The sequence below is a fragment of the Adhaeribacter arboris genome (genome assembly GCF_003023845.1).
Taxonomy (GTDB): domain Bacteria; phylum Bacteroidota; class Bacteroidia; order Cytophagales; family Hymenobacteraceae; genus Adhaeribacter; species Adhaeribacter arboris.
The window spans coordinates 4,147,583-4,170,416 of record NZ_PYFT01000001.1 but is presented as its reverse complement, the minus strand read 5'-3'; the positions used below and the strand labels follow the sequence as shown (position 1 = coordinate 4,170,416).

Sequence of the window (22,834 nt, the reverse complement as noted above, 5' to 3'; positions counted from 1 at the left end):
TTAACAAAAAATGAAACAATTATTTACAGGATGTATTGCATTTTTGGCCCTGTTGCTGGCTTCCTGCTTCTCCACGTACGGACAAGGAAATGAAGCAACGATTATCGGAAAAGTTGCCGAAGTAAATAACAGTCCCATTATTGGCGCCACTGTTCTGGTCCGGAATGAGTCTACTGGTTTTAAGGCGGGTACGGTTACCGACGTAAACGGCGACTACATTATTAAACAATTGCCTTTAGGCTCGCCGTATTCCATTACCGTATCTTTTATTGGTTACAGCGAACAAAAGAAAACCGGTTTCGCCCTGAACCAAGGCGACCAGTTGCGGGTAAATTTTGCTTTACAAAGCAGCGCCACCGAACTGGAAGCGGTAGAAGTGGTAGCTAATTCCTTAAAAAACACGGTTCCCACTTTAGGCGCTTCTACGCCTATTACGGCGAAAGATATTGCCAAATTGCCGGTAAACGGCCGCAATTTTACTTCGCTCATTGACTTGTCGCCCTTGAGTAGCGGTACGAGTTTGGGCGGTCAACTCGCATCTTCCACCAACTTTACCATCGATGGGATGACCTCGCGCGGTACCATTGCCGGTGGTTCTACCTCCAGCGCGTATTCCATTTCCATGGAAGCCATTCGCGAATTTAAAGTGGTAACCAATGAGTACGATGTGACCATGGGCCGGAGTGGTGGCGGTACTATCAGCACCGTAACCAAATCGGGTACCAACCAACTAACGGGCAGCGCTTTTAACTTTATGCGTACCGATTGGCTGGCGAGTCCATACGATTTAAGAGGCAACAAACGCGTGCAGGACTACAATACCAACCAATACGGGTTTTCATTGGGCGGGCCCATTATTAAAGATAAAGCCCACTTCTTCGTAGCTTGGGATCACCAGGCCGATGCTCGTCCGGTTTATATTGCCAACATCCAGGGACCCAATGACGAAGCCGTTAACCAGGTTACCCAGGCCACGCTGGATAACTTTTTAAGCATTGCCCGGGCTAAATACGGGGTATCGAACAATCCACAATTTGGTTCATTTGGCAAGAAAAAAGGTACCGACGCTATTTTTGCCCGCATCGACTGGCAATTAAATTCTAAAAACTTACTGACATTGCGGAACAATTTGGTGCGCGAAAAAGACCCTTTATCGGAAGATGATAACTCCGTGATTGATGCCTACGAATCGTACATCAACCGCAAGAAATTCGACAATAGTTTGCTGTTGTCGTTGCGGACGATCCTGAACCCAAGGATTACCAACGAGCTGAAAGTACAACATTTCTACCAGGACGAAGCCGTTCAACCGAGCCCGGAACTTCCGGCAGCCGGTATCCCGCGCGCCATCGTCCAAAATGTGTTATCCCGATCAAGTTTTGATACTACCAAAACCTACACTAATTCTTCGATTCAGATTGGTGGGCAGCGTTTTTCGCCGGAATGGTTTAAAGGCAACGTGGTGCAGTTAGTAGATAATTTTTACTACAATACCGGTAAGATCAATTTTACTTTCGGCGTAGACGTACTATATAACCGCATGCATTCCCGCTACGGTAGCGAAATGAACGGTCGTTTTTTCTTTAATGGCCTGGAAAGCTTCAATAGCCTGACTCCTTACCGGTACGTTCGGGAAATTTACTTAAACGAAGACCAGAGCAACGTGGTAAATTCGATCGCTTCCGGCGTATATGCTCAAATGGACACGAAACTGGCGTACGGCCTGGAAGTAATGGCGGGCTTGCGGTTAGATAATACCCAATACTTGAACCGGGCCAATTTTACCCCGGTGGTATTTAACGAACTGGGTATCCGTACCAATAACAAGATTAATACCACCCAATTGCAGCCCCGCGTGCAGTTTACCTGGGACGTGAACGAAGAGCGTAAGAATATCATCCGGGTGGGAGCCGGGGTATTTGGTTCGGCTTTGAACCCTTACTCCATGATCAACAACATGTTGTTCGATGGCACCAAGGTAGCTTCCGTGGACATCTCGGGGGCCTTGGTACCCACCCCCAATTTCCCGGGCTATCGCGCCGACCCATCCACGGCTCCGGGCTCCGAACTGTTTAACAATCCGGGCATTCCAAAATTAGTAACCATTAACACCAACAGCCCCGATGCCAAAGTGCCGGTAGTTTACAAAACCAACTTCTCCATCAACCACTTTTTTAACGATAACCTGCGGGTAGGGGTAAGTGGATTTGCCGCCTGGGCGCGTAACAACTACATGTACGTAGACCGTAACATGGTGGACCAACCGTATTTTAGAATGGAAGAAGAAGCCAACCGCGGCGTGTATGTTCCCGCTTCGACCATTACGGATAAGGGAATAGTTAACTGGGTAAACAGCCGCAAAACTACCCAGGTAGGACGGGTATTGGAATTAATCAGCGGAGGCCGGAAAAACCAGTACGCCTTGGTAGTTGACGGAACTTTCCGGTATTTCCGCGACGGACAAATTACCGCTTCTTATACCTGGAACGACTCGAAAGATAATACTTCTTACAACGGTAACGTGGCCAATACTGCTACTTTGGATTTAATGGTAGCCGATGACCCCCGGGATTTAAGCCGCATGAGCTATGCCAACAACCAGTTCCGCAGCAAGGTAGTAGTCTATGGAACGGCCCCTACCGTTTGGGGTACTACCTTCAGCGTGCGCTATTCCGGTTTAGGTGGCACGCGCTATTCTATGGCCGTGGGCGGTAACACCAACGGAGATTTTGTTGATTCTAACGATTTGGCCTTCATCTACGATCCGAATGACCCGGAAACGCCGCCATACCTGCGGGAAGGTATCCAGGCTATCCTGGACAATCCAAATGCCGAGCAAAGTGTAAAAGAGTATATTCGCCGGAATGCGGGTCAAATAGCGGAGCGTAACGGGGGTATCAATGGTTTTTACGGGGTGTTTGACGCCAGATTAGCCAAAAAATTCAGCTTCTTTGGTAATCACGGTTTGGAAGCTTCCATTGACGTTTTCAACGTAGCCAACCTGTTGAAGAAAGACTGGGGCGTGGGTTATAATCTGGGCAAGCAAAACCTATACACCATTAAGAGCTTCGATCCAACCGCGCAACGGTTTGTTTACAACGTGAACAAATCAGCTGGGATACCTGGTCTAAGCGGTAACGGTAACCCTTACCAGATTCAGTTGGGCTTGCGGTATGCGTTTTAATTTTAATTAAGCTTAAGAATTTAAAAAAAAATGCCGGTGGAGCACACCGGCATTTTTTATTTATAAATTTAATACCGTGCTTCTTTTTTCTAAATAATACAGAAAAACTACATATCGGGCATTACGTTATTTCTGGTTACCAAATACCGGGTAGTTAGTATAATTAAAAATATAGGTGATTTGGAGCATCTAGAACAAGTCAATCATTTACTTAAAAAAAACGGCATGTAAAATCACTTAAATTTGTTTAAGCTGGTTATTGAAATTCCCTTGAAGAAATGATTGGCATTGATTTAATAGGAATAAAATTAATAGATGCGAATAGTGAAAAGAAGAAGGGCTCTCTATTTACTTAAACAAGAGGAAAAGGTAAAAATTGAAATCTTTAATAAAGGTTCTTTCTATTTTATTGACCAACTGCATCCAGAAGGTTTAACATTAGCCTGTTATATTGAAAATCAACAGAAAGAAACTTTCAAAGTATTCGTTGTTTTTTAGAAAAATGAACAATACCTAAGAACACCTATATGGCAGCTATGGGGGATTCAAGTTCAACAGCAGCTATAGGTGCAATCTTGGTTGCTGAAAACTGGTTACGTTTCCGGAACCTCATTTTGCAGAGAGCTATGTATAATTAAAGGCTTCTTTCTTACCCTGTTCTTTTAAGCCAGCAGCATTTTGGTAGGGGCCACGCCGAACATTTTCTTAAAAGCAAAAGAAAAATGCGAGAGGTCTTCAAAACCTAAGTCCAGGTAAACTTCGGAAGGCGCTTTGCCTTTTTCTTTAATTAAATAATGCGCTTCCTGCAAGCGGCGTTGCTGTAACCAGCGGCTCGGCGAAAGGTGAAAAATCTTCTCGAAATCGCGTTTAAAGGTTGCCAGGCTGCGGCCGGTTAAATAGGCAAAGCGTTTTAGCTCTACGTTAAAATGAAAGTTTTGCAGCATAAAAGCTTCTAAATCTATTTTACCGGGCACCGAGAAATCAAACAAAACGCTTTGCAGTTCGGGATTGGTTTGTAATAAAATTAAAATAGCTTCCCTTAATTTCAGGTTCAACAGGTTTTCGTTGCCAGGCTCGTTTAAAGTCTGGTAAGGGCCTAAGGAATTTAAAAAATTGCTGAAAAGCGGATTAGACTTAAGCGAAATAATGGCCTCGGAATTCGTGCTTTTTTCGGCTTTGTAGTTGTATTCCATGCTAAAATTTCGCAAGGTTTTCTGGTCGAGGAATACCGAAACACTTTTAAATTCGCCTCCGACCGGTGGTTCTTTCAAAAATTTAAGCAAATGGTTTCGCCGGACTAACCTAAAATCCCCTTCCCGGAAAGTCCAGGTTTGATTGCCATCTTGAACAGTAAGAGTGCCAGCAATCTGGTAACTAAAAACATGCTCCGGGATAAACTGTTCCCCCGACCGGTTGCGGCTATGGTAACAGGAATAAGTAAAGGCACGGGAAGCTTTTTCATTCAGGTCTGTCATAGAACCTCCATTTATAAATAGTTGGCAATGGCTTATTTAAACCATCACCAACTAAATTATTTTTAATTTTTCGTACGCAAGAAAAATTTGGCGTCTTCTGTCTCCAAAAAATTTATGGCATCATCGGCGTCCGTAGAAAGACTTACCGGCAACCATTTTTCCATTTCGGTTTCGCGAGCAGCATTGGCACTTTTCAGGAACCCAATCGCCTCGCTGCCTAATACCAGGTGTACGGGTGGTTCCGGGTGTTGGACTAATTTTACCATTACCTGAGCCGCTTTATCCGGGTCGCCGACCGGAATAAAATTACCACTTTTAAAGAAATTTTCCCGCGTACCCACCGTTGCTTCGTATCCTTCCACTGGTGAAGCATAGGTCATCGAATCGCCCGCCCAATCGGTCCGGAAACCTCCTGGCTCTACCGAAGTTACCCGGATTCCCAACGGTGCTACTTCCTGGGCTAAAGCTTCGGTGAAACCACTTAACCCGAATTTAGCTGCCTGGTAGATGGCTACTCCTGCGTTACCTACCCGACCACCAATGGAACTTACTTGCAGAATACGACCAGAACCTTGCTGGCGCATGTACGGCAATACGGCCCGGGTAATTTCGATGGGCGCATACAAGTTCGTTTCCAGTTGGCTGCGCACTTGCTCGTCTGTAAAGGCTTCAGCAGCGCCGATAATTCCGAAACCGGCATTATTTACCAATACATCTATTCGCCCGAAAAGCTCTATTGTTTTTGCCACTACGGCGTGTATCTGCGTTTTATCGGTAACATCTAAAGCAAGTGGTACTATCTGGTCAGGGTATTGTTCTACTAAATCTTGCAGTACTTCGGGTTTACGGGCGGTGGCCGCTACTTTATCGCCAGAGGCTAATACTGCTTCGGTGAGGCTACGTCCCAATCCGCGGGAGCTGCCGGTAATAAACCAAACTTTTTCCATTGTCTTATTAATTTTAAGTTTAGACAAAGGTCGTTCAATTTTGGGCTGGCAGGTTTGTTCAAAAGTTCAAGTTGCTTTGTTCAAAAGGTCACGGAAAGTTTAGAATTAAATAACACGGCTTAAATACAGGTAAGGATTATGCTGAATTCCAAGACGTATTTTTAGCTTTTTATCCGTTGAGACTGTGCCAGTCTCAATATTACGGTGCTGATGGGCCTTAACGGTCCGTGCTTGCCTCGTGGCCGGCAGGCCTCGTTTGGCTCTTTCGGGCTAGTCTAAGCTTCCTTTCCTCCTGACGTCGGAATGCTAAAGCACCGGAACCTTAGAAAGCCCTCCACAGCCAAACTGGTGTCAGTTGCTAGTAGTTCCTGCTTTGCCACGGATAAGTCCGTCCTGATTATTTTATTAATTTCTTGGCTAAACTCTGTTAATTACCTTCTTTTCTTTAAAAATACTGCTGGCGCGAGCGTCCTCGCTCGTGGCTACTATCTGGGAGGCCTCCGGCCGGGCGAACGGATATACCTTCCTGAAAGCAGTGAAGTCAAATTCTTATCGGCCAGAGGCCGGACGTTGAGCAACACGAGCGAGGACGCTCGCTAAATTTAAATATAAGGTTATACCCACTTTTAACAATAGAACGGAACATCTCTATCTCTACTTGGCTACCCTCAGGACACTAAAGTAAAATAAATAGACAAGAAAGCCAGAAAAGCGGTAGCTAAGAATAAGAGACAGCAGGCGGGACAGCGAGGGCGGGCGTTGGTTTTCTGGTGCCGCAGGCATTTCGACGACAGGAGGAAAGGAAAAGTAGCCCGCCCGAGTGTCCCGACGAGGCACGCCGAGCAGGAGACAAACTTGAAATTTAAAATTGCATCAGCACCCCAACTTGGAGACTTGAATAGGCTCCACGGAAGGACGCCAGATAAAGAAAAATGAATCTTATTTGTAGTTAGGGAAGAATTAACAGTCCAACTCGTTTTACTAGCGAAAATCTTAGTTATTACAATTGCTTCTAAATGCTGGGATTTAAGTGTTTAATGATGGCAATAATATCTTCTTCACCCAGAGTAGACTCCGCTTCCTGAAAGGTGTTTTGCACTACTTCCGCTAACGGAGTATTAGAGCCTTCTTGTTTCGCTAATCGCAAATCTTTGGCGATGTGCTTTAAGGCAAAAGCCGCCGGAAAATTATTTGCCAGAATAGCTTCGCCTTTTATTTTCGTAAAAATATTGCCTAAGGCACTGTTGCCAATAAGAGTAAGCAAATCCTGGGTTTGAATGCCGTGTTGCTGCGCGAAAATTATGGCTTCGGCGAGGCCTTGGGCATAAAAGCCAAGTAAAGTATTGATAGCTAGTTTGGCCGAATTTCCGGCTCCTGTTTCACCTACCCGCAGCGTTAACTTGCCAAGCTGGTCCAGTATGGGTTTTACCTGGGTAAAAATATTTTCTTCGCCGCCCACCATAATTACTAACTGCCCTTCTTCGGCCTGCTTGACACTGCCCGATACGGGTGCATCCAGGTAATGATTTTGTCCTTCCTGACATAAGCTCGCCATTAGTTTGCTCACACCCGGCGAAACGGTACTCATGTTTATAATTATTTTACCGGTAGTTTGAGCGCTGAGCAAACCTTGTTCGCCGGTAAAAATTTGCCGGGTAGCCTCATCGTCGGATACCATCAGGAAGATTACCTCGGCTTGTTGCATTAATTGAGCCGGAGATTCGGCAGTATTAGCTCCCAGGGAGCGCAATGCTTCTTCCTTTTCCTTGCTTCGATTGTAAACTGTTACAGAATAACCAGCATTTACTAATTTTTGAGCCATTGGAATGCCCATTTTCCCCAAGCCAATCCAACCAATATTTTTTAAATCCATACGTTAAATTTTACGAAAACTATACTTTCTTTAAGCTCTTATTTCTTTGGGATAGCTGGTAACTACCTGTTTTACCAAATCCCAACAGAGCTTTACAGTTGTCATTCGTAATTATTACTGAAATAGTTATTTTTAAGTAACCGGCGATAACTGCCGAGATTCGAATAGCCGGATTAAATTGCCTTTGCTTTACCTTCTACTTAACCTTTTCGGCAACGTTTGAAATTATTTTATTTAAATTTTCCGGGGTGTATTAATTTTAATCAGGTACGAGATTTTATATTCTATAAGCGCCAAATAATATAGTTATCTAGGGAATTTAAATTTACCGACTAAAACCGGCTTCTACCGAACGCTAGCCCAAAACTAACACTCGGGTAGTAAACTTTGAACGAGAGCCTACGTTAAAGATTTGAATTCTATAAAAATTCGGGGAGAGTTTTTACAGCTACCAAGATTTTGGCGGTTTTCGCGTGATGAATGTATAACCTTATTTCAAATAATTAAAACTATGAGAAGACTACCCGTCTATTTATTATTAGATACTTCCGGCTCCATGACCGGCGAGCCCATTGAAGCGGTAAAAAATGGCGTGCAGGTAATGATTAGTTCTTTACGGCAAAACCCACAGGCCATTGAAACAGCGTTTATCAGCATTATTACTTTTGATAGCGAAGCCAAACAAATAGTCCCTTTAACCGATTTAGCTTCTTTCCAGATGGTAGATATTAAGGCTACCGGCACCACCAGTTTAGGCGAAGCTTTAAAATTAGTTTCTACTTGTATTGATAACGAAGTAACGAAAACCACCACCGAACAAAAAGGCGACTGGAAACCACTGGTTTTTATCATGACAGATGGTATCCCGACGGACGATTGGCAAAGCGGATTAGCTGAATTTAAGCAACGTAAAACTGCCTACACGGTAGCTTGCGCAGCTGGTAGTGCGGCCGATTCTAACTTGTTAAAGCAAATTACCGAAAATGTGGTAAGCCTCGATACTGCCGATAGCCAGAGTATTGCCAAGTTCTTTACCTGGGTTTCTGCCTCCATTGGGGTTACCTCTACCAAGGTGGAAGACGCCGGTAAAGAAGTTACTGGCTTGGGTGAGTTGCCTCCTCCTCCATCTGAATTAAACATTGTTACTTAGGATTTAGTCCATGGTCAATAGACGACGGTCCATCGGTGCAATACATGATACATCCGTTTGTTCTAAGCTTGACTTTAGCATTTTTTTTATGAAAACAAGCAATGTGGGCTATTGATAAGGTTCATTTTCTATTTGTCTGATTAATTTCAGGACATGCAAAAATTAGAAAATAACTTTTCTGAACAATTTAAGCTATCTATTAGAGTTAAAAAATGCTAAAGTCGAGTTAAGAAATTGCTTTAAAATCTTCTTTCCCTCCTCTACAGTAGATGTATGCGCCTGGGTAACACACTAAATGTTCTTAAGTGAAGTTAATCGGGTAATATTAAGAGTGTCCCCCTTCGAAGGGGGTAGGGGGATGATGAGCCGCTTCTAATTAAAAAGTAACTAATAGATTAGGATATTAGAATACATTCTCAACTTAAATTTAAAAAAGGCTTAGATGCGGGTGGAAATAAAAATAAACGGGTCGGAATGAGTAGTGTAAAACAATTGGTTACCCAACTTTTCGAATGCAACCAAATTACCATACCGGAAAACCGGCGGCCTTTGTTCGAGAAATTTCTGCAGGATGAACAGAACGTAAGTATTATTAATACCCTAATCCAAAATCAAAATGAGCTTATGGCTAAGTGGAAACTGCAAGACAGAATAGCCGAAATTATGCAGCAGCCTTTGCGCATTGCCAATGGTACCGTTGGTAAACCGTATCAGGCCGACTTTGATTTAGAAAAGTTTAACTGGCAGGATATTACTGCTTTTGAGTGGGATGGATTAGAGCGCGTTGGCTTAACTTACGATGCCACTACCAAGCAAATTACCGGGGTGCCCACCCAAAGCGGCGATATAAAACTACTTTTTAAATTTAAATTAGCAGAACAGCCAGAAGATGCTGCTTTTAACCATAAACCGGTAACCATCATTATTAATCCGGACCCGAGAAGTTTATGGAAAAACCTGGAAAGTGATAAGAACGACCCTTACTGGAAAGAAGATAACCTAACGGTTTTTGCCCCTTTAAACGACCGGCATATTCTGGTTTCTTCCAAGCGAGGCCGTTCTCATGCAAATATGGGCTCGTTCCGGGAAGATGATTTTGCTTTTCAGGATTTGGCGAATGGCTGGAGTATTGTGGTAGTAGCCGATGGAGCGGGCAGTGCCCGGCTTTCCCGTAAAGGTTCGGCTATGGCGTGCCAGGGCATTGTTACCTATTTTCAGGAGCCTTCGTCCGTAGAAAGTATGGCGGAGTTCGACGAGTTATTACAGCAACATATTAGTAGCACCGGCGACGACACGCAAAAAAAACTAAATCGCTTGGTGTATAATAACTTGGGCAAGGCTGCTTTTCAGGTGCATAAGCAACTGGAAGCATTTGCCGCTGCTGAAGGAGCTACTTTAAAAGATCTAAGCAGCACTTTAATCTTTACCCTGTTCAAGAAATACGAGGCCGGTTACGCCTTTCTTTCGTTTGGCGTAGGCGATTGCCCCATTGCTGTTTTAAATAAAGACGTAACCGAAGTAACCTTGATGAACTGGCTCGACGTGGGCGAATTTGGCGGCGGTACCCGATTTATTACCATGCCGGAAGTTTTCCAGAATGAGAAATTTGCGACCCGGTTCGGTTTTAAACTGCTTGAAGATTTTTCGTATTTAATGTTAATGTCGGATGGTATTTACGACCCCAAGTTTGTGGTAGAAGCCAACTTACCCAACATTCAAAAATGGCAGGAGTTCCTGGCTGATTTAAATGGCCAAAACGAAGAAGGCATAGTGGTAGAGCTAAAACCTGAAAATCCAGAAATAGAAAACCAGTTCTCGCGCTGGATGGATTTCTGGAGCCCCGGCAACCACGATGACCGCACCTTAGCCATTGTTTTTTGAGCTATTAAAGGCATTTTAAATGTAATGAGAAGAAGTGAAAGGTAACTACTAAAAAATATCGCGAGCGTCTTCGCTCGTGATAAATATGGGTAGGCGTCTCGCCTACGCTGGCCTCTGGCCAGCCAATGGGAACGACAAGCGAAGACGCTCGCGGTAGCAGAACTAAAAAAAGGATACCTAAAAAAGCTGTAATGCAAGTTTTGGGTTGTCCCCCTTTGGAGGGGTAGGGGGGAGGATAATTCTAGTAGAAAAAGCTATTACACAAACAATTTTCAAAAACAATCAAAAGTGAAAAGAGAATGAATGTTTATCTATAGATACGCATCCTCCCCCTACCCCTCCAAAGGGGGTCGAAGCACGTTTAAATTAATAACCTAAAACGTTTTACTTACTAATAAACTACTTACTTAAAATAACAAACCTGTGCAAAGTATAATAGGCACTTTTTCTAATAATCCAGGTCCCGGAACGAATGTGAAATCGGCACCGTCGGTTATTCATGCTGGTAAAACCTACGCGTACGTGGATAATGGCGAGCCCATGCGGGGCGGGATGAAGGATGTTTATTTCGGGCCGGACAAATCGTACGTGGTGGCTTTTTACCGCGACAAACAAGACTATAACTCCCGCGAACGACTAAAGAAACTGGTTACCCAATATTACGACAGTTTTTTTAACCGCGAAGGTGGTGATTATTACAAAGAACTGTACTGCTGGCCCACGGATATGGTGGAGGTAGACGGCAAAGTAGGATTAGTTGTTCCGGCCTATAACAAGAACTTCTTTTTTAAAAAAGGATACGCTACCAGCGAAGGCATAAAGGGGAAAGAAAAGCAGGGTTTGTGGTTTGCCTCCGCCAAATTCCGGAACAAGCAATTTACCTTACGGCTCGACGAAAGCGAGTTGGGTAACTGGTTAAGCTACTTTCAGATTTGCGTACGCATAGCCCGGGGGGTAAAACGCCTGCATGCGGCCGGTCTGGCTCATTCCGACTTGTCCTATAAAAATGTCCTCATCGACCCGGTAAGTAAATCAGCTACTATTATTGATATTGATGGTTTGGTAGTGCCGGGCTTGTATCCGCCGGATGTAATTGGTACCGCTGATTTTATTGCCCCGGAAGTATTAGCCACCAAACACCTGAATCTAAGAGACCCGAGCCGCAAACATGCCAACCGCACCACCGATTTACACGCGTTGGCCGTCATGATTTACATGTACCTGCTGTACCGGCACCCGTTAAAAGGAGGGAAAATTAATTCCTTAGATACCGAAGAAGACGATTTACTGTCGATGGGTGAAAAAGCTTTGTTTATTGAGCACTCCACAGATACGTCTAACCGGCCGAAGTTAGACCAGGTTTCTAAATGGGCTTTGCCCTGGGCCGATGTAACTAAATTACCCTACACGCTTACCGGTCCGTATTTAAGAACTTTGTTCGACCAAGCATTTGTAACGGGTTTGCATAATCCTATTCTCCGGCCAAATGCCGACACCTGGGAGCAGGCTTTGCTTAAAACCACAGATTTAATGCAGCCTTGCAGTAATACCCATTGCGAGCAGAAATGGTTTGTTTTTGATAACAGCGCTTCCCCAAAATGTCCGTTCTGCGGTACACCCGTTAAAGGAACCGTACCCGTATTGGATTTATATTTTGAGTTTAAACCAACTATCTGGAAGCCCGAAAATCACCGGTTAATGGTGTACCACAATCAGTATTTGTTTCAATGGCACGTAAACCGCCATGTAGTACGGAATGAAAAGCTTACCGCTGAGCAAAAAATTCCGGTTGGTTACTTTACTTTTCATCAAAACAAGTGGGTGTTCGTGAATCAAAAATTAACCTCGCTCAAAGATTTAACCGAAAACAAAGAAATTCCCGTTAATACCATGGTAGATATTACCGATGGCAAAAGATTACTATTATCCAAAGAAGAAGGCGGCCGGGTAGTAGTGGTATCTATGGCGAATAAGTAAAGCTGTTGGCAAAGTGCGCAAATGATTAAGAGAAGTGCGAAAGTGAAAGCTAAGAATTATTTGATGCTAAAATTTTCAACACTAATTTGAAAAGACTAAGACGCATTTAGTAAATTTTATTAGATACTAGATAGACAGTAGCTAAGGATAATTGACAGCAGTTTGGCTGTGGAGGGCCTTCTAAGGTTCCGGTTCTGCGCAGCGGAATTCCGACGCAGGAGGAAAGGAAGCTTAGACCAGCCCGGAAGAGCCAAACGAGGCCCGCCGGCCATGAGGCAAACAGGTTACGGAACTAGCCGCATCAGCACCATAAACTGGAGACGGAAACCGGCTCCAATAACAAACGGCTAATATTACATTTACTAATAGGGCTTAAGTAAGATGTAATCTATTATAACTACGTAGTTAATTAATTTCCTCTTGAAGGACAGAAGTTATTTTAATTAAAAAGAACAACCAACTAAAAATTGAAAATATACAATGAAACTTAAACCAGCCGGAATAATTGTTATACTCGCGATAATAGGAGCCCTTGGCTATTTTGCGATTAGCCCCCGTTTATCCGAGATAAAGAAAGAAAACTCTAGCCAGATTTCTACTACTCCCCCTGCCACAGATGCGGGTACGGATAACGGCAATTTAACTCCTTCGGCCACTTCTAACCCTTCTGCAAGCAATACCACAACAACAGCAAATACCGAAAGCCGGGAATTTAATTATACGCCCGAAAAGCCGCAGAACGGAACCTTGCGCGGGGTGGTAGAAGTAGGCGCTACCGGTTTTAACTCCTTCGTGATAAACATGGATAACCAGAAACGGTGGGAAATTGTATCCAAAGATTTTGGCGAATCGCTTACTTACGAAGGGCTGGCTACCACCGACGATATCCGGACCGGTTTAAAGAAATACCTGGCCGCCATGTTTGATAAAGGCGTGTCGAAAAACAACATGCACTTTGTCATCTCATCCGGGGCTCAAAAAGAACCTAAAACCACCACCATCAGCAACGAATTAAAAAAAGTAGGCTACGTGGTAAATAATGTTACTGCCGACCAGGAAGGCAAGTTTGGTTTTAGAGCTACCGTACCGCCCTCCTTTGCCGACAATTCTTTTTTAGTGGATATTGGCTCGGGCAATACTAAAATATCCTGGGAAGAAAACGGCACTTTAAAATCTTTGGAATTGCCGGGCGCCAAGTATTACGAAAAAAACATCCCCGACGAACAGGTATACAACGAAGTAAAAGCCCAGGTAAGCAAAATACCCGAAAATAAACGAAATGTAGGTTTTATTTTGGGCGGGGTGCCTTTTACCTTAGCAAAACAACACCGGAAGGATGAAGAACGCTATACCGTTTTAAAAAATGCGGGCGATTACAAAGCGGTGGATAAAAAAATGGCAGCTGGCTTAAATATTTACAAAGCTATTGCCGATGCGACCGGCACCGATACTTTCGTTTTTGATTGGGATGCCAACTTTACCATTGGCTTCTTACTTAGTCTGAATAAATAATTTTTTACCATGAGTTTTTTAAAGCAGCTATTAACGCCTTTCGTGGAGTTTGAGGACGATAAGAATAAGGCCCAACAAAATAAGCCTGCTATTCCTCTCACGCCGGCTACGTCAGCACCACCTGCACCCGCTTCGGTTGCACCCATGGTAAACCCAACAGTTCCAGCACCCGACGAAAATGCGCAGCATCCCTTAATTACAAATAGCCCTGCCCCGGTAATGGCGGTTAATCAAACGCCTATTTATTCTCCCGGGGGTACCTTAGTCGGTTCAATGCCGGAACACGAATACTATTTTGAACGCTTAATCGACGAGGCCAACGCCAAAAACCCGCTCTTCCAGGGCGCTGATTTTAAAGAGTTTGTGGATAGCAAAGTAGATATTGATGATATTCAGGATGAAGCCTTGAAGTATAAAATGGCGTTTAATGTGCTTAAAAGTTCGGGGCTCACTAAAGAAAAGCTTCTATCAACCGGTCAGGAATATTTGAATATAATTGGCCGGGATTTAAATGCTTTTCAAAGTGCCCATGCCCAGCAATACCTGAAAGAAGTCCGGAGCAAAGAGCAAATCATCCAGAAAAAGGCGGAGGAGTTACAAGTTTTAACCCAAAAGATGAACGCTCTAAAAGCGGAAATCAACCAGATAACCCAGGAGATTAACTTAACCAAAGACCAGCTTAATACTACTAAAAACTCTTTTCTGCTGGCCGGAGAAAAAAAGCAAAAAGAAATACAAACCGAGCTGCAAAAAATTGCGCAATATTTTTAGTGGTAAAAATCCGGAAAAATTCTAAAGCGAATGCCCTAACCTGGAGATACTTAGAAAACAAAGCGAGCATCAAAGTCCGCTTTGTGTTAAGTATTTCAAAATCTTAATTGGCCAAAGGAATAATGGCTCCCCGGTATGATTTAAATTTCTTGACAGGATCGAACCAACTTTCTAAATTATTCTTCTTTCAAACAATGCACCGGGTTAATTTTAGCGGCTCGGGCGGCTTGTACGCTCACGGTGAGCCAGGCAACGACTAAGGCGAGGAACCCGGCACCTATAAAATACCAGGAGTTTAAATTTATCTGGTAAGCAAAAGTAGCCAGCCATTTTTTCACGATAAGGTAACTGATGGGCAAAGCCAGGCAAATAGCCAGCAGCACTAATTTGGCAAACTCACCGGATAAAAGATAGATAATACTAAATTCACTCGCTCCCAAAACCTTCCGGACGCCAATTTCTTTCCGGCGGCGGTCGGCGGTAAATGCAGCCAGGCCAAACAAGCCCAAACAGGAAATAAGAATGGCTAAACCGGCAAAGTATCGTGAAAGAGCGGCCACTCTTTGTTCGGCCACGTACTGCGCCTGGTAGTCGGTATCGAGGAATTGGTAGTCGAAAACAAAGCCGGGGTTAAATGCTTTATAAAATTGCTGCAACCGCTCCAGGGTTTCTTTTTGCGGACCAGCCTGTATTTTAACCAGAATTGTAGTAGCCGCTTCGGGCTCTAAAGTAAATAGAAAGGGCTTTACCGGCTCGTGCAGTGATTTATAATGAAAGTTTTTGACTACTCCTACAATTTCTATTTTCTGGCCGTTGCCCTGTAGTACTTTTCCGATGGGGTTCGGCAAGCCAAAAGCTTCTACAAAAGCTTCGTTCACTATTTTTTTAATTGGGTCAGGATTAAATTCTTTGGCGAAAGTGCGGCCGGCGAGTAAGGGTACTCCCAAAGTTTCAATCATATCGTAATTTACCCGAATCTCATCTGCCTGAATTTGCTTACCTTCTAAGATTAGGGGAGAGGCCGCCGCACCACTGAAACCACCGATTAATTTATCTAACTTACTGGACGCATTTACCACGCCCGGTATTTTCTTTATTTCACTCAGGAAGGTGGCTACGTTCTTTTCTACTTTTCCTTCTATCTCAAACGTGATAATTTGGTCTTTGTCGTAACCCAGGTTTTTGTGCTGCACAAATTCAATTTGTTTGTACACCACCAACACCGCTACGATAAAAACAACGGACAACCCAAACTGAAACACGACCAAACCTTTACGGGCCCAGGCTTCGCCGGCCGATCGGTTAAGCTTGCCTTTCAGAATAGCTATTGGGTTAAAGCCCGAAAGGTATAAAGCCGGGTAACTACCAGCCAGCAAGCCGGTAAATAAAGTAATACTCCCCAACCCCAAAATAAGTGGGCCGTTCAACGAAAGAGTTAATTGCTTACCGGTAATCTGGTTAAAAGCTGGCAGCAATAGTACCACCAGCACCAACGCCAGCACCAACGCTATACTTGCCAGAAAAATAGCTTCGCCCAGATATTGGAAAATTAAAAATTGGCGGCTGGCACCCAAAGTTTTCTGAATGCCTACTTCTTTCCCGCGCCGGGTGGCCTTAGCCGTGGCTAAATTCATGAAGTTAATGCCGGCAATTACCAGAATAAAAAGCGCAATTAAGGAAAACAATTTTACGTACTTCAGGCGGGTAGCTATTGGTACGCCGTTTTCGTACTTGCCGTACAAATACTGGCTGGAATAAGGCTCCAGGAACAAAGTGCGGTGTTGGGCTTTGCTGCTTTTACTTTTAAGGAAACCGGCAATTTTCTGGTTAAACTGTTCGGGCCGAATACCCTTTTTTAAAACCACGTAGGTATAAAAAGGCTCCGGCATGTCCCAGTTTACGCCCATGCTCATCACATCTTTCTCGAAAGCTTCAAACGACAAGACAAAATCAAATTCTTCGGAAGAGTTAGCGGGAATACCTTTAAAAATGCCGGTTACAACAACCGTTTTCTTCGTGCCCATAGTCTCCCATTCTACCACTTTACCAATAACGTTTCGGGTGGTACCAATTAACCGGTGGGCCATTGCTTCTGAAATAACCAGCGCCTTTTTATCTTTCAGAACCTGGTTTTTATCGCCCTGGGTAAGTGGGAAAGAAAACATTTTGAAATAATCTTCTCCCGCAAATTTGCCGGTAGCCCGGATATGCCGTTGATGATACGTTAAAGTAAACTTCGGAAAAAAAGCGGGTGGGGTAACAGGAGTGGCGTATTCTATTTCCGGCATCTCGGCGGCCAGGGCCGCCGCCAATTGGTGCGGTGTTGCGGGTTTGGTAGTTATCCCGTTGGGGTCCTGCCAATTTTCCATTACCCGGAAAAGCTGTTTGTCTTTTGCGTGAAATTTATCAAAATGCAGCTCATCGTACACCCACAGGTAAATAGCGATGGCGCCCGCTAAACCCGTAGACAAGCCAATCAGGTTAATGAAGAAAGTACCTTTAAACCGAAGAAAATGGCGATAAATAAGGAGAAAAGTGTGCCGGACCATACGCGTAGAGTTTGGATAAAGATGATGTACGTTACTCCTATTAAGAATAGGATAGGAATGCCTCCCGCTTTCCATAAAATGGAAGGAAAATTATCTGTAAACTCGCTTTTTAGGTATTTAAAAAAGCTTTACCGGCAATTTTTTGATAAGTTGTATAGCGCAACTAGATGCTCATCCGTAACTTTTACCTTGTACTGCGCTGAAGCGTAAAAGAAATGAATTTCTCTGATTGCCATTTACCAAAATTATAATACTGATGGAATTTCCACCTATTAAACCAATAACCGGAATACCTCCGTATATCTGGGAGTTGTACCACATTTAGAATTAAATGAATCAAATAAAAATTCTTTCATTAACTTTTTTAATCTTAAGCTATTTGGGCTTAATTCTAATATTAGTATTCGATAGTGAAATACAAGGCATCAATTTTCCAGGCATTTTCATCTTGTGGGTATTAGGAATCATGAATGTGACATTGAACGCCATTTATGTAGATAAAAAGAATTTACAAAATTGGGTTCTAATACTACTAGTAATAAGTGGACTAATTTGGGTATTCCCACCCTTATTGTTTACTTTTTTTGGTATACCCTTCTTACTGATTCATTTGATAGTTGCTATTTATTTACACAGTAAAAAAGTGGTCAAAATAAAACATAGCTAAAAGTGTTACTAAAAAAAACAAAACGTGGTACAACCACACCTATAAGGTAGCTGCCCCACCTTATAGCTCAGTACGTTAGGTAGCATATAAAAATGGACGATAAAGAAAAAAAAGCTCTAGAAAGACATGTTGCGGGTGCCACTGTGATTCACAAAAGTCCATTTGAGTATATAACAACTCAGCAAAATGAAAAGACCTTGACCAAGGATTTTATCGATAAATTTGTTAATCCAATATACCTCAATTTAAAAGGACTTGGAAACAAAAAAGATATACTTCAAAATGAAATAAAAGAAGTATTCAAAGATATAAATTCCAAAGTTGTTTCAACTCTACTTGGAGACTTCAATTGGAGGACAAGAAGTGTTGGTGCTTTTTTTGCGGCTATAAAGAATCTCACAGAATTTCAGGACGAAATAGGGCGGTTATTATTAAAAAGTGAAGTATGTTATGCAGGGACAAGTTACTGCTTGACTCTAGCTGATATTAACAACCAGAACTCTATTGACTATTTAAACCAGTATCTTGCTTATTACTTAACACAAAATGAACTGAGGTTTGACCAAGGAGCCGCAATGGGCGCAATTGCTTATCTTGACAAGCAGAATGGAACAGATGAACTTAAGAAACATCTCGACAAATGGAATGACTTTGTTTCTGACAAAGAGAATTGGGACTTAAAAAGAAGCATTGACCATTTTGAGAAAAATATAACAGCATTAAAAGAAATAAAGAAATACGCCAGCTAAAAAGGCATAAATATCGTGCTACGGCCGACGGCCTCGCACGCTGTTTACACGAGACCGTTGGCGGCAAGCTATTAGGAAAAAGAAGACACGAGATTATTTATGAAGGCTTTTATAATTTTCCCAACCATTTGTGTTTTTATAGTGACATTGACATTTTTGATATTAAATGGCTTATCAAGAGTGAGGATAATATTTTGGTCGACTTTAATGACAGCTATTTGGGGTGGATTTATGGCTTGGCTTTCTTTCGAGGTGTTTACGTTTCTTTACTACTCAAATTTTCTTGGAGTGTTAGTTTGTATTCCTTGCCTAACCTATTTATCAAATCGACTGTTCCCTGACAATTCAAACAAGAGGATGGTTTGGATGCGACTAGTAGGTCTTGGCGTTCTCTCAACTGTCGTGACAATAGCAACAGCAGGGTTTTTAATCTTGGTTTCGTTTATCAACAACCCAATGGACCCTCCAATGAATAAGCAACAAACAGAAAACCAAAGTGATTAAAGGGTTATCCGCTAGCAAAAGCTATAAGGCATTGCTTTATTAATTTATTCTAAAGGCTAAGTAACGCCTTATAGCTAAGACCTTTGCATTAAATAATATATTGAATGAAAATTTTTAAAATTGTATACTTTCATATTTACAATTCTTATTACAAGGATGGATATTACTCGAATGACATTCCCCATTTGACAGCTTTTGGAATAGTAGGTTGCTCACTTGCTGGCTTAGTTCTATTTGCCATCGCATTAATAAACCATCTTGTTAATGAGGACCGATTGAGTAAACCGATTGTCTATCTGGCCTGCGTTATTGCCCTTTTTGCAGCATTTCTTCTTTTATTTAACAAAAGAAAATACAACCAAATATATGAAGAGATGAAAGATTCAAAATATGACTCAAAAATATTTAAATTTTTTGCTTGGATGTTTATATTGCTTGGATTTGCAGTAATGCCACTATACTCATATCTCTTTAATAGAGTGGAAAATTGAGAAAAATAATAATTAAAAAAAATGGTCTCGTATAAACGCCAGCATCGGCCGGAGTCCTGAAAGAAGAACAAGGAGAAATAAAAGATTTAACTTACCTGAAAAGTGAACATTTAGGAACCGGAGAACTGGATAGAAAAGCCATTTTTGACCTTTATTGTGAAAATGAAAAGGGCGAAAAGTTCATCGTTGAATTACAAAAAACCAAACAGAATTTCTTTAAAGACCGAACCGTTTATTATTCTACTTTCCCGATAAGGGAACAGGCAAAACGAGCCGACTGGAACTATGAGTTAAAAGCAATTTATACCATCGCTATTCTGGACTTCGTGTTTGAGGAGGATAAGAAGGAGCCAACCAAGTTCCGTTACGATATTAAATTAACAGACACCGAAACCAAAGAAATATTTTACGACAAGCTTACTTTTATTTACCTGGAAATGCCTAAGTTCAACAAGACCGTGGACGAATTGGAGACCCGGTTTGACAAATGGCTGTATGTGATCCGGAACTTGAACCGACTAGATAAGGTGCCAGAGAAACTAAGAGAACGCATCTTTGAGAAACTGTTTGAAACCGCCGAAATAGCTAAATTTACGCCCGAGCAAGTTCGCTCTTACGAAGATAGCTTGAAATATTACCGGGACTTGAAATGTTGCAAAGCAAAGGTGATTCCATCGCCACCTTCTTCAGCATTAAATCCTAAGAAAATTTGGGCTTTAATAAAAAAAGTCTTCTTGAAGATCTATCTTTTTGCTATACCAAATAAAACCTGCGTATGGAAATAGTGTTTCAGATAATATAAATTCATTGTTACTTAATTTTGGGACACCGCCATTTGTTTAAAACTTTGAGCAATGGTGCCAAAAGAAATACAAAATACTATAAAAAAGGCATGAAGCTGTTTCATAAAACTAACAGTTAAAGCCTATTGGTGGAAAGAAAACAATGTTACAATCATCTGATTGCAAGGCTTGCCAAACTTTTATAAAAATAATTATGGAATTTTTTTGCATACTTAACACTGTTAAGTATATTTACACGAAAAAATACTAATGGGAATTATAGAGCGGAAAGAAAGAGAAAAAGAAGATTTACGTAAACGTATTTTAATGGCGGCGAAAGAGGTATTCCTGGAGAAAGGATATATGAACACGTCTATCCGGAATATTGCCGACCGGATAGAATACAGCCCGACTACTATTTACTTGTATTTCAAAGACAAGGATGCCATTTTTCATGCCTTGCATTTAGAAGGCTTTTACCTGCTGAACAATGATATGCGGGTGCTGCAGCACGTAGAAGATCCTTTCGAGCGGTTAATTGCTATGGGTCGCATTTACATTGATTTCGCCATGAAAAACTACGATTTATACGATTTAATGTTCCTAGAAAAGGCCCCCATTGATTTTATTGAAGCCGATGATTTGTGCTGGGACGAAGGACAAAGTGCCTTTAACAATCTCCAAAGCACCATACGGGACTGTATGGAGAAGGGGTATTTTAAGTTTGAGAATGTAGAAGTAGCTTCCTTTGTTATCTGGTCTACTTTACATGGCATGTGCGCTCTGAAAACCCGGTCGCGTTGCAAAGTTATTTCCGATGAAAACCGGGCAGATATTGTAGAAAAAGGCTTTGCGGGTTTCAGCAAAATGTTAAGAAGCATCAAAACATAAAAAAATTTACCATTGTACTTAACACTGTAAAGTAAAAATTATATGAAAACTAATTATAGCTTGTTAACCTTTACTCTTGTTGTCTGTCTTTTTCTACCGCTTGTTTATCCGGCAAAAGCCCAGACGGTACTGGATATTTATGTAAAAGAAGGGCTTCAGCATAATCTGGTACTACAACAAAAAAGTGTTGGTATCGAGAAAGCCTTGCTGGCTTTAAAAGAAGCCAATGCCGCTTTTCTGCCGACGGTGGCAATAAATTCCAGCTACATCACCGGCCAGGGCGGACGTTACTTTGATTTCCCCTTGGGCGATATGCTGAACCCGGTTTACCAAACCCTGAATCAGTTAACCGACAGCAAAGATTTTTCGCAGGTAAGTAATGTAGAGGCTTATTTAAATCCGAGTAACTTTTATGATGCGCACGTGCGGACTTCTTTGCCCATCGTTAATTCGAACCTGCATTATAACCGGGATATTCAGAAACAACGGATTGAATTACAGGAACACGAAGTAAACACCTACAAGCGGGAACTGACTAAAGATATTAAGCTGGCTTACTATAACTATTTAACTGCTTTGGCCGGGATAGATGTATACCAGAGTACCTTAAACCTGGTAAATAAAAATTTGGCGGTTAATGAGTCGTTGGTAAAAAACGGGAAAGGTTTGCCCGCTAATTTAATCAGGGCCCGCAGCGAAGTAGAAAAAGTAAACGCCGCCCTCACTACCGCCCAAACGCAGGTTAAAAATGCGCAGCATTACTTCAACTTTCTGTTAAACAAACCGCTCGACGCTGACATTGATACTTCTTACCAGCTAGCAGAAGCAGTAGCGATTGTTCCGGATACTCCTGACTTAACCGGCGTGGAAAAACGAGAAGAGCTACTGGCTCTCCGCCGGGGCCGGCAAATTCAGGAGACGGTGTGCGAAATGAACCGCCAATTCTGGGTACCCCAGGTAAGTGGGTTCCTGGATGTGGGTACTCAAACCCAAGACTGGAAATTTAATAATAAAGCCCGCTACTACTTAGGTGGGGTACAATTAGATATTCCCGTGTTTACGGGCAACCGCAACAAGTACCGTATCCAGCAATCAGACCTGGACCTGAAGCAAATAACCTTGCAGGAAAATCAGGTAACCCAACAGTTGCAATTAGCCATTACGGTGGCCCAAAATAATATAAGCGCCGCCCAGCGCGAGTACCAGTCGGCATTAGTGCAATTGAAAGCCGCCGAAAGCTACTACCGATTAATTGAGGTTGGATTCCGGGAAGGTATTTATTCCTTAATCGAGTTTATTGATGCCCGCAACCAATTAACCAGTGCCCAGCTGCAAAAAAATATGCAAACCTACAAAGTGCTCCAAAATGCGGCCACTCTGGAACGGGAAACTGCGGCCTATGTAATCTCTAACTAAGTAGTTGCTGGTTGC

At 42.4% G+C, this 22,834-nt stretch carries 15 protein-coding genes; 11 read left to right on the top strand and 4 right to left on the bottom strand.

From position 1 onward, the window contains the following. Nucleotides 1-10 precede the first annotated feature (10 nt). Nucleotides 11-3,184 (top strand): TonB-dependent receptor, encoded by a 3,174-nt coding sequence (locus AHMF7605_RS17125; protein WP_106931278.1) that lies wholly within the window; start codon nt 11-13, stop codon nt 3,182-3,184. A 662-nt stretch (nt 3,185-3,846) separates the two neighbouring features. Here the strand turns inward: AHMF7605_RS17125 and AHMF7605_RS17115 are convergent. The 3 genes from AHMF7605_RS17115 to AHMF7605_RS17105 form a co-directional block, all read right to left on the bottom strand. Beyond that, entirely contained in the window at nt 3,847-4,659 is an 813-nt protein-coding gene (locus AHMF7605_RS17115; RefSeq protein ID WP_106931276.1) for a helix-turn-helix domain-containing protein, read from the bottom strand. 62 nt (nt 4,660-4,721) lie between these two features. After that, nucleotides 4,722-5,606, bottom strand: a complete 885-nt coding sequence (locus tag AHMF7605_RS17110) for an oxidoreductase (protein ID WP_106931275.1) — start codon at nt 5,604-5,606, stop codon at nt 4,722-4,724. Nucleotides 5,607-6,618: 1,012 nt separating this feature from the next. Then, the gene (locus tag AHMF7605_RS17105; RefSeq protein WP_106931274.1) at nt 6,619-7,479 is read right to left on the bottom strand and encodes an NAD(P)-dependent oxidoreductase; all 861 of its coding nucleotides are present in this window, start codon (nt 7,477-7,479) and stop codon (nt 6,619-6,621) included. 511 nt (nt 7,480-7,990) lie between these two features. Here AHMF7605_RS17105 and AHMF7605_RS17100 point away from each other — a divergent pair. The 5 genes from AHMF7605_RS17100 (at nt 7,991) to AHMF7605_RS17080 (ending at nt 14,770) form a co-directional block, all read left to right on the top strand. Then, nucleotides 7,991-8,629 (top strand): vWA domain-containing protein, encoded by a 639-nt coding sequence (locus tag AHMF7605_RS17100; RefSeq protein ID WP_106931273.1) that lies wholly within the window; start codon nt 7,991-7,993, stop codon nt 8,627-8,629. Between the two features lie 474 nt (nt 8,630-9,103). Further along, on the top strand, nt 9,104-10,510 hold the full coding sequence (locus AHMF7605_RS17095) for a PP2C family serine/threonine-protein phosphatase (protein ID WP_106931272.1): 1,407 nt from the start codon (nt 9,104-9,106) through the stop codon (nt 10,508-10,510). Nucleotides 10,511-10,933: 423 nt separating this feature from the next. Continuing rightward, the gene (locus AHMF7605_RS17090; protein ID WP_199200256.1) at nt 10,934-12,487 is read left to right on the top strand and encodes a helix-hairpin-helix domain-containing protein; all 1,554 of its coding nucleotides are present in this window, start codon (nt 10,934-10,936) and stop codon (nt 12,485-12,487) included. Between the two features lie 480 nt (nt 12,488-12,967). Continuing rightward, a complete protein-coding gene (locus AHMF7605_RS17085; RefSeq protein ID WP_106931271.1) occupies nt 12,968-13,999 on the top strand; it encodes a hypothetical protein in 1,032 nt (343 codons plus the stop codon). A gap of 9 nt (nt 14,000-14,008) precedes the next feature. Further along, nucleotides 14,009-14,770: a hypothetical protein gene (locus AHMF7605_RS17080; RefSeq protein ID WP_106931270.1), complete on the top strand. Its 762-nt coding sequence runs from the start codon at nt 14,009-14,011 to the stop codon at nt 14,768-14,770. Nucleotides 14,771-14,946: 176 nt separating this feature from the next. On the opposite strand, the gene AHMF7605_RS17075 is transcribed toward AHMF7605_RS17080, so the two are convergent. Continuing rightward, nucleotides 14,947-17,319: an ABC transporter permease gene (locus tag AHMF7605_RS17075; RefSeq protein ID WP_106931269.1), complete on the bottom strand. Its 2,373-nt coding sequence runs from the start codon at nt 17,317-17,319 to the stop codon at nt 14,947-14,949. A 759-nt stretch (nt 17,320-18,078) separates the two neighbouring features. On the opposite strand from AHMF7605_RS17075, the gene AHMF7605_RS17065 reads away from it, so the two are divergent. The 5 genes from AHMF7605_RS17065 (at nt 18,079) to AHMF7605_RS17040 (ending at nt 22,819) form a co-directional block, all read left to right on the top strand. Beyond that, nucleotides 18,079-18,735, top strand: a complete 657-nt coding sequence (locus AHMF7605_RS17065) for a DUF6000 family protein (RefSeq protein ID WP_106931267.1) — start codon at nt 18,079-18,081, stop codon at nt 18,733-18,735. A 608-nt stretch (nt 18,736-19,343) separates the two neighbouring features. Next, on the top strand, nt 19,344-19,730 hold the full coding sequence (locus tag AHMF7605_RS17055) for a hypothetical protein (protein ID WP_106931265.1): 387 nt from the start codon (nt 19,344-19,346) through the stop codon (nt 19,728-19,730). Between the two features lie 56 nt (nt 19,731-19,786). Continuing rightward, nucleotides 19,787-20,515: a PD-(D/E)XK nuclease family transposase gene (locus tag AHMF7605_RS17050; protein WP_106931264.1), complete on the top strand. Its 729-nt coding sequence runs from the start codon at nt 19,787-19,789 to the stop codon at nt 20,513-20,515. A 267-nt stretch (nt 20,516-20,782) separates the two neighbouring features. Then, nucleotides 20,783-21,403 carry a TetR/AcrR family transcriptional regulator gene (locus AHMF7605_RS17045; RefSeq protein WP_106931263.1) on the top strand — a complete coding sequence of 207 codons (621 nt, stop codon included), beginning with the start codon at nt 20,783-20,785 and terminating at the stop codon, nt 21,401-21,403. Nucleotides 21,404-21,445: 42 nt separating this feature from the next. Then, nucleotides 21,446-22,819 carry a TolC family protein gene (locus tag AHMF7605_RS17040; protein ID WP_106931262.1) on the top strand — a complete coding sequence of 458 codons (1,374 nt, stop codon included), beginning with the start codon at nt 21,446-21,448 and terminating at the stop codon, nt 22,817-22,819. The last annotated feature ends 15 nt before the right edge of the window (nt 22,820-22,834 follow it).

Excerpts from the sequence above, each read along its gene's own strand:
- AHMF7605_RS17040 (WP_106931262.1), top strand. The coding sequence starts at position 21,446 with ATGAAAACTAATTATAGCTTGTTAACCTTTACTCTTGTTGTCTGTCTT.
- AHMF7605_RS17125 (WP_106931278.1), top strand. The coding sequence starts at position 11 with ATGAAACAATTATTTACAGGATGTATTGCATTTTTGGCCCTGTTGCTG.
- AHMF7605_RS17110 (WP_106931275.1), bottom strand. The coding sequence starts at position 5,606 with ATGGAAAAAGTTTGGTTTATTACCGGCAGCTCCCGCGGATTGGGACGT.
- AHMF7605_RS17115 (WP_106931276.1), bottom strand. The coding sequence starts at position 4,659 with ATGACAGACCTGAATGAAAAAGCTTCCCGTGCCTTTACTTATTCCTGT.
- AHMF7605_RS17085 (WP_106931271.1), top strand. The coding sequence starts at position 12,968 with ATGAAACTTAAACCAGCCGGAATAATTGTTATACTCGCGATAATAGGA.
- AHMF7605_RS17055 (WP_106931265.1), top strand. The coding sequence starts at position 19,344 with ATGAAAATTTTTAAAATTGTATACTTTCATATTTACAATTCTTATTAC.
- AHMF7605_RS17105 (WP_106931274.1), bottom strand. The coding sequence starts at position 7,479 with ATGGATTTAAAAAATATTGGTTGGATTGGCTTGGGGAAAATGGGCATT.
- AHMF7605_RS17065 (WP_106931267.1), top strand. The coding sequence starts at position 18,079 with ATGGACGATAAAGAAAAAAAAGCTCTAGAAAGACATGTTGCGGGTGCC.
- AHMF7605_RS17045 (WP_106931263.1), top strand. The coding sequence starts at position 20,783 with ATGGGAATTATAGAGCGGAAAGAAAGAGAAAAAGAAGATTTACGTAAA.
- AHMF7605_RS17095 (WP_106931272.1), top strand. The coding sequence starts at position 9,104 with ATGAGTAGTGTAAAACAATTGGTTACCCAACTTTTCGAATGCAACCAA.
- AHMF7605_RS17075 (WP_106931269.1), bottom strand. The coding sequence starts at position 17,319 with ATGGTCCGGCACACTTTTCTCCTTATTTATCGCCATTTTCTTCGGTTT.
- AHMF7605_RS17080 (WP_106931270.1), top strand. The coding sequence starts at position 14,009 with ATGAGTTTTTTAAAGCAGCTATTAACGCCTTTCGTGGAGTTTGAGGAC.
- AHMF7605_RS17100 (WP_106931273.1), top strand. The coding sequence starts at position 7,991 with ATGAGAAGACTACCCGTCTATTTATTATTAGATACTTCCGGCTCCATG.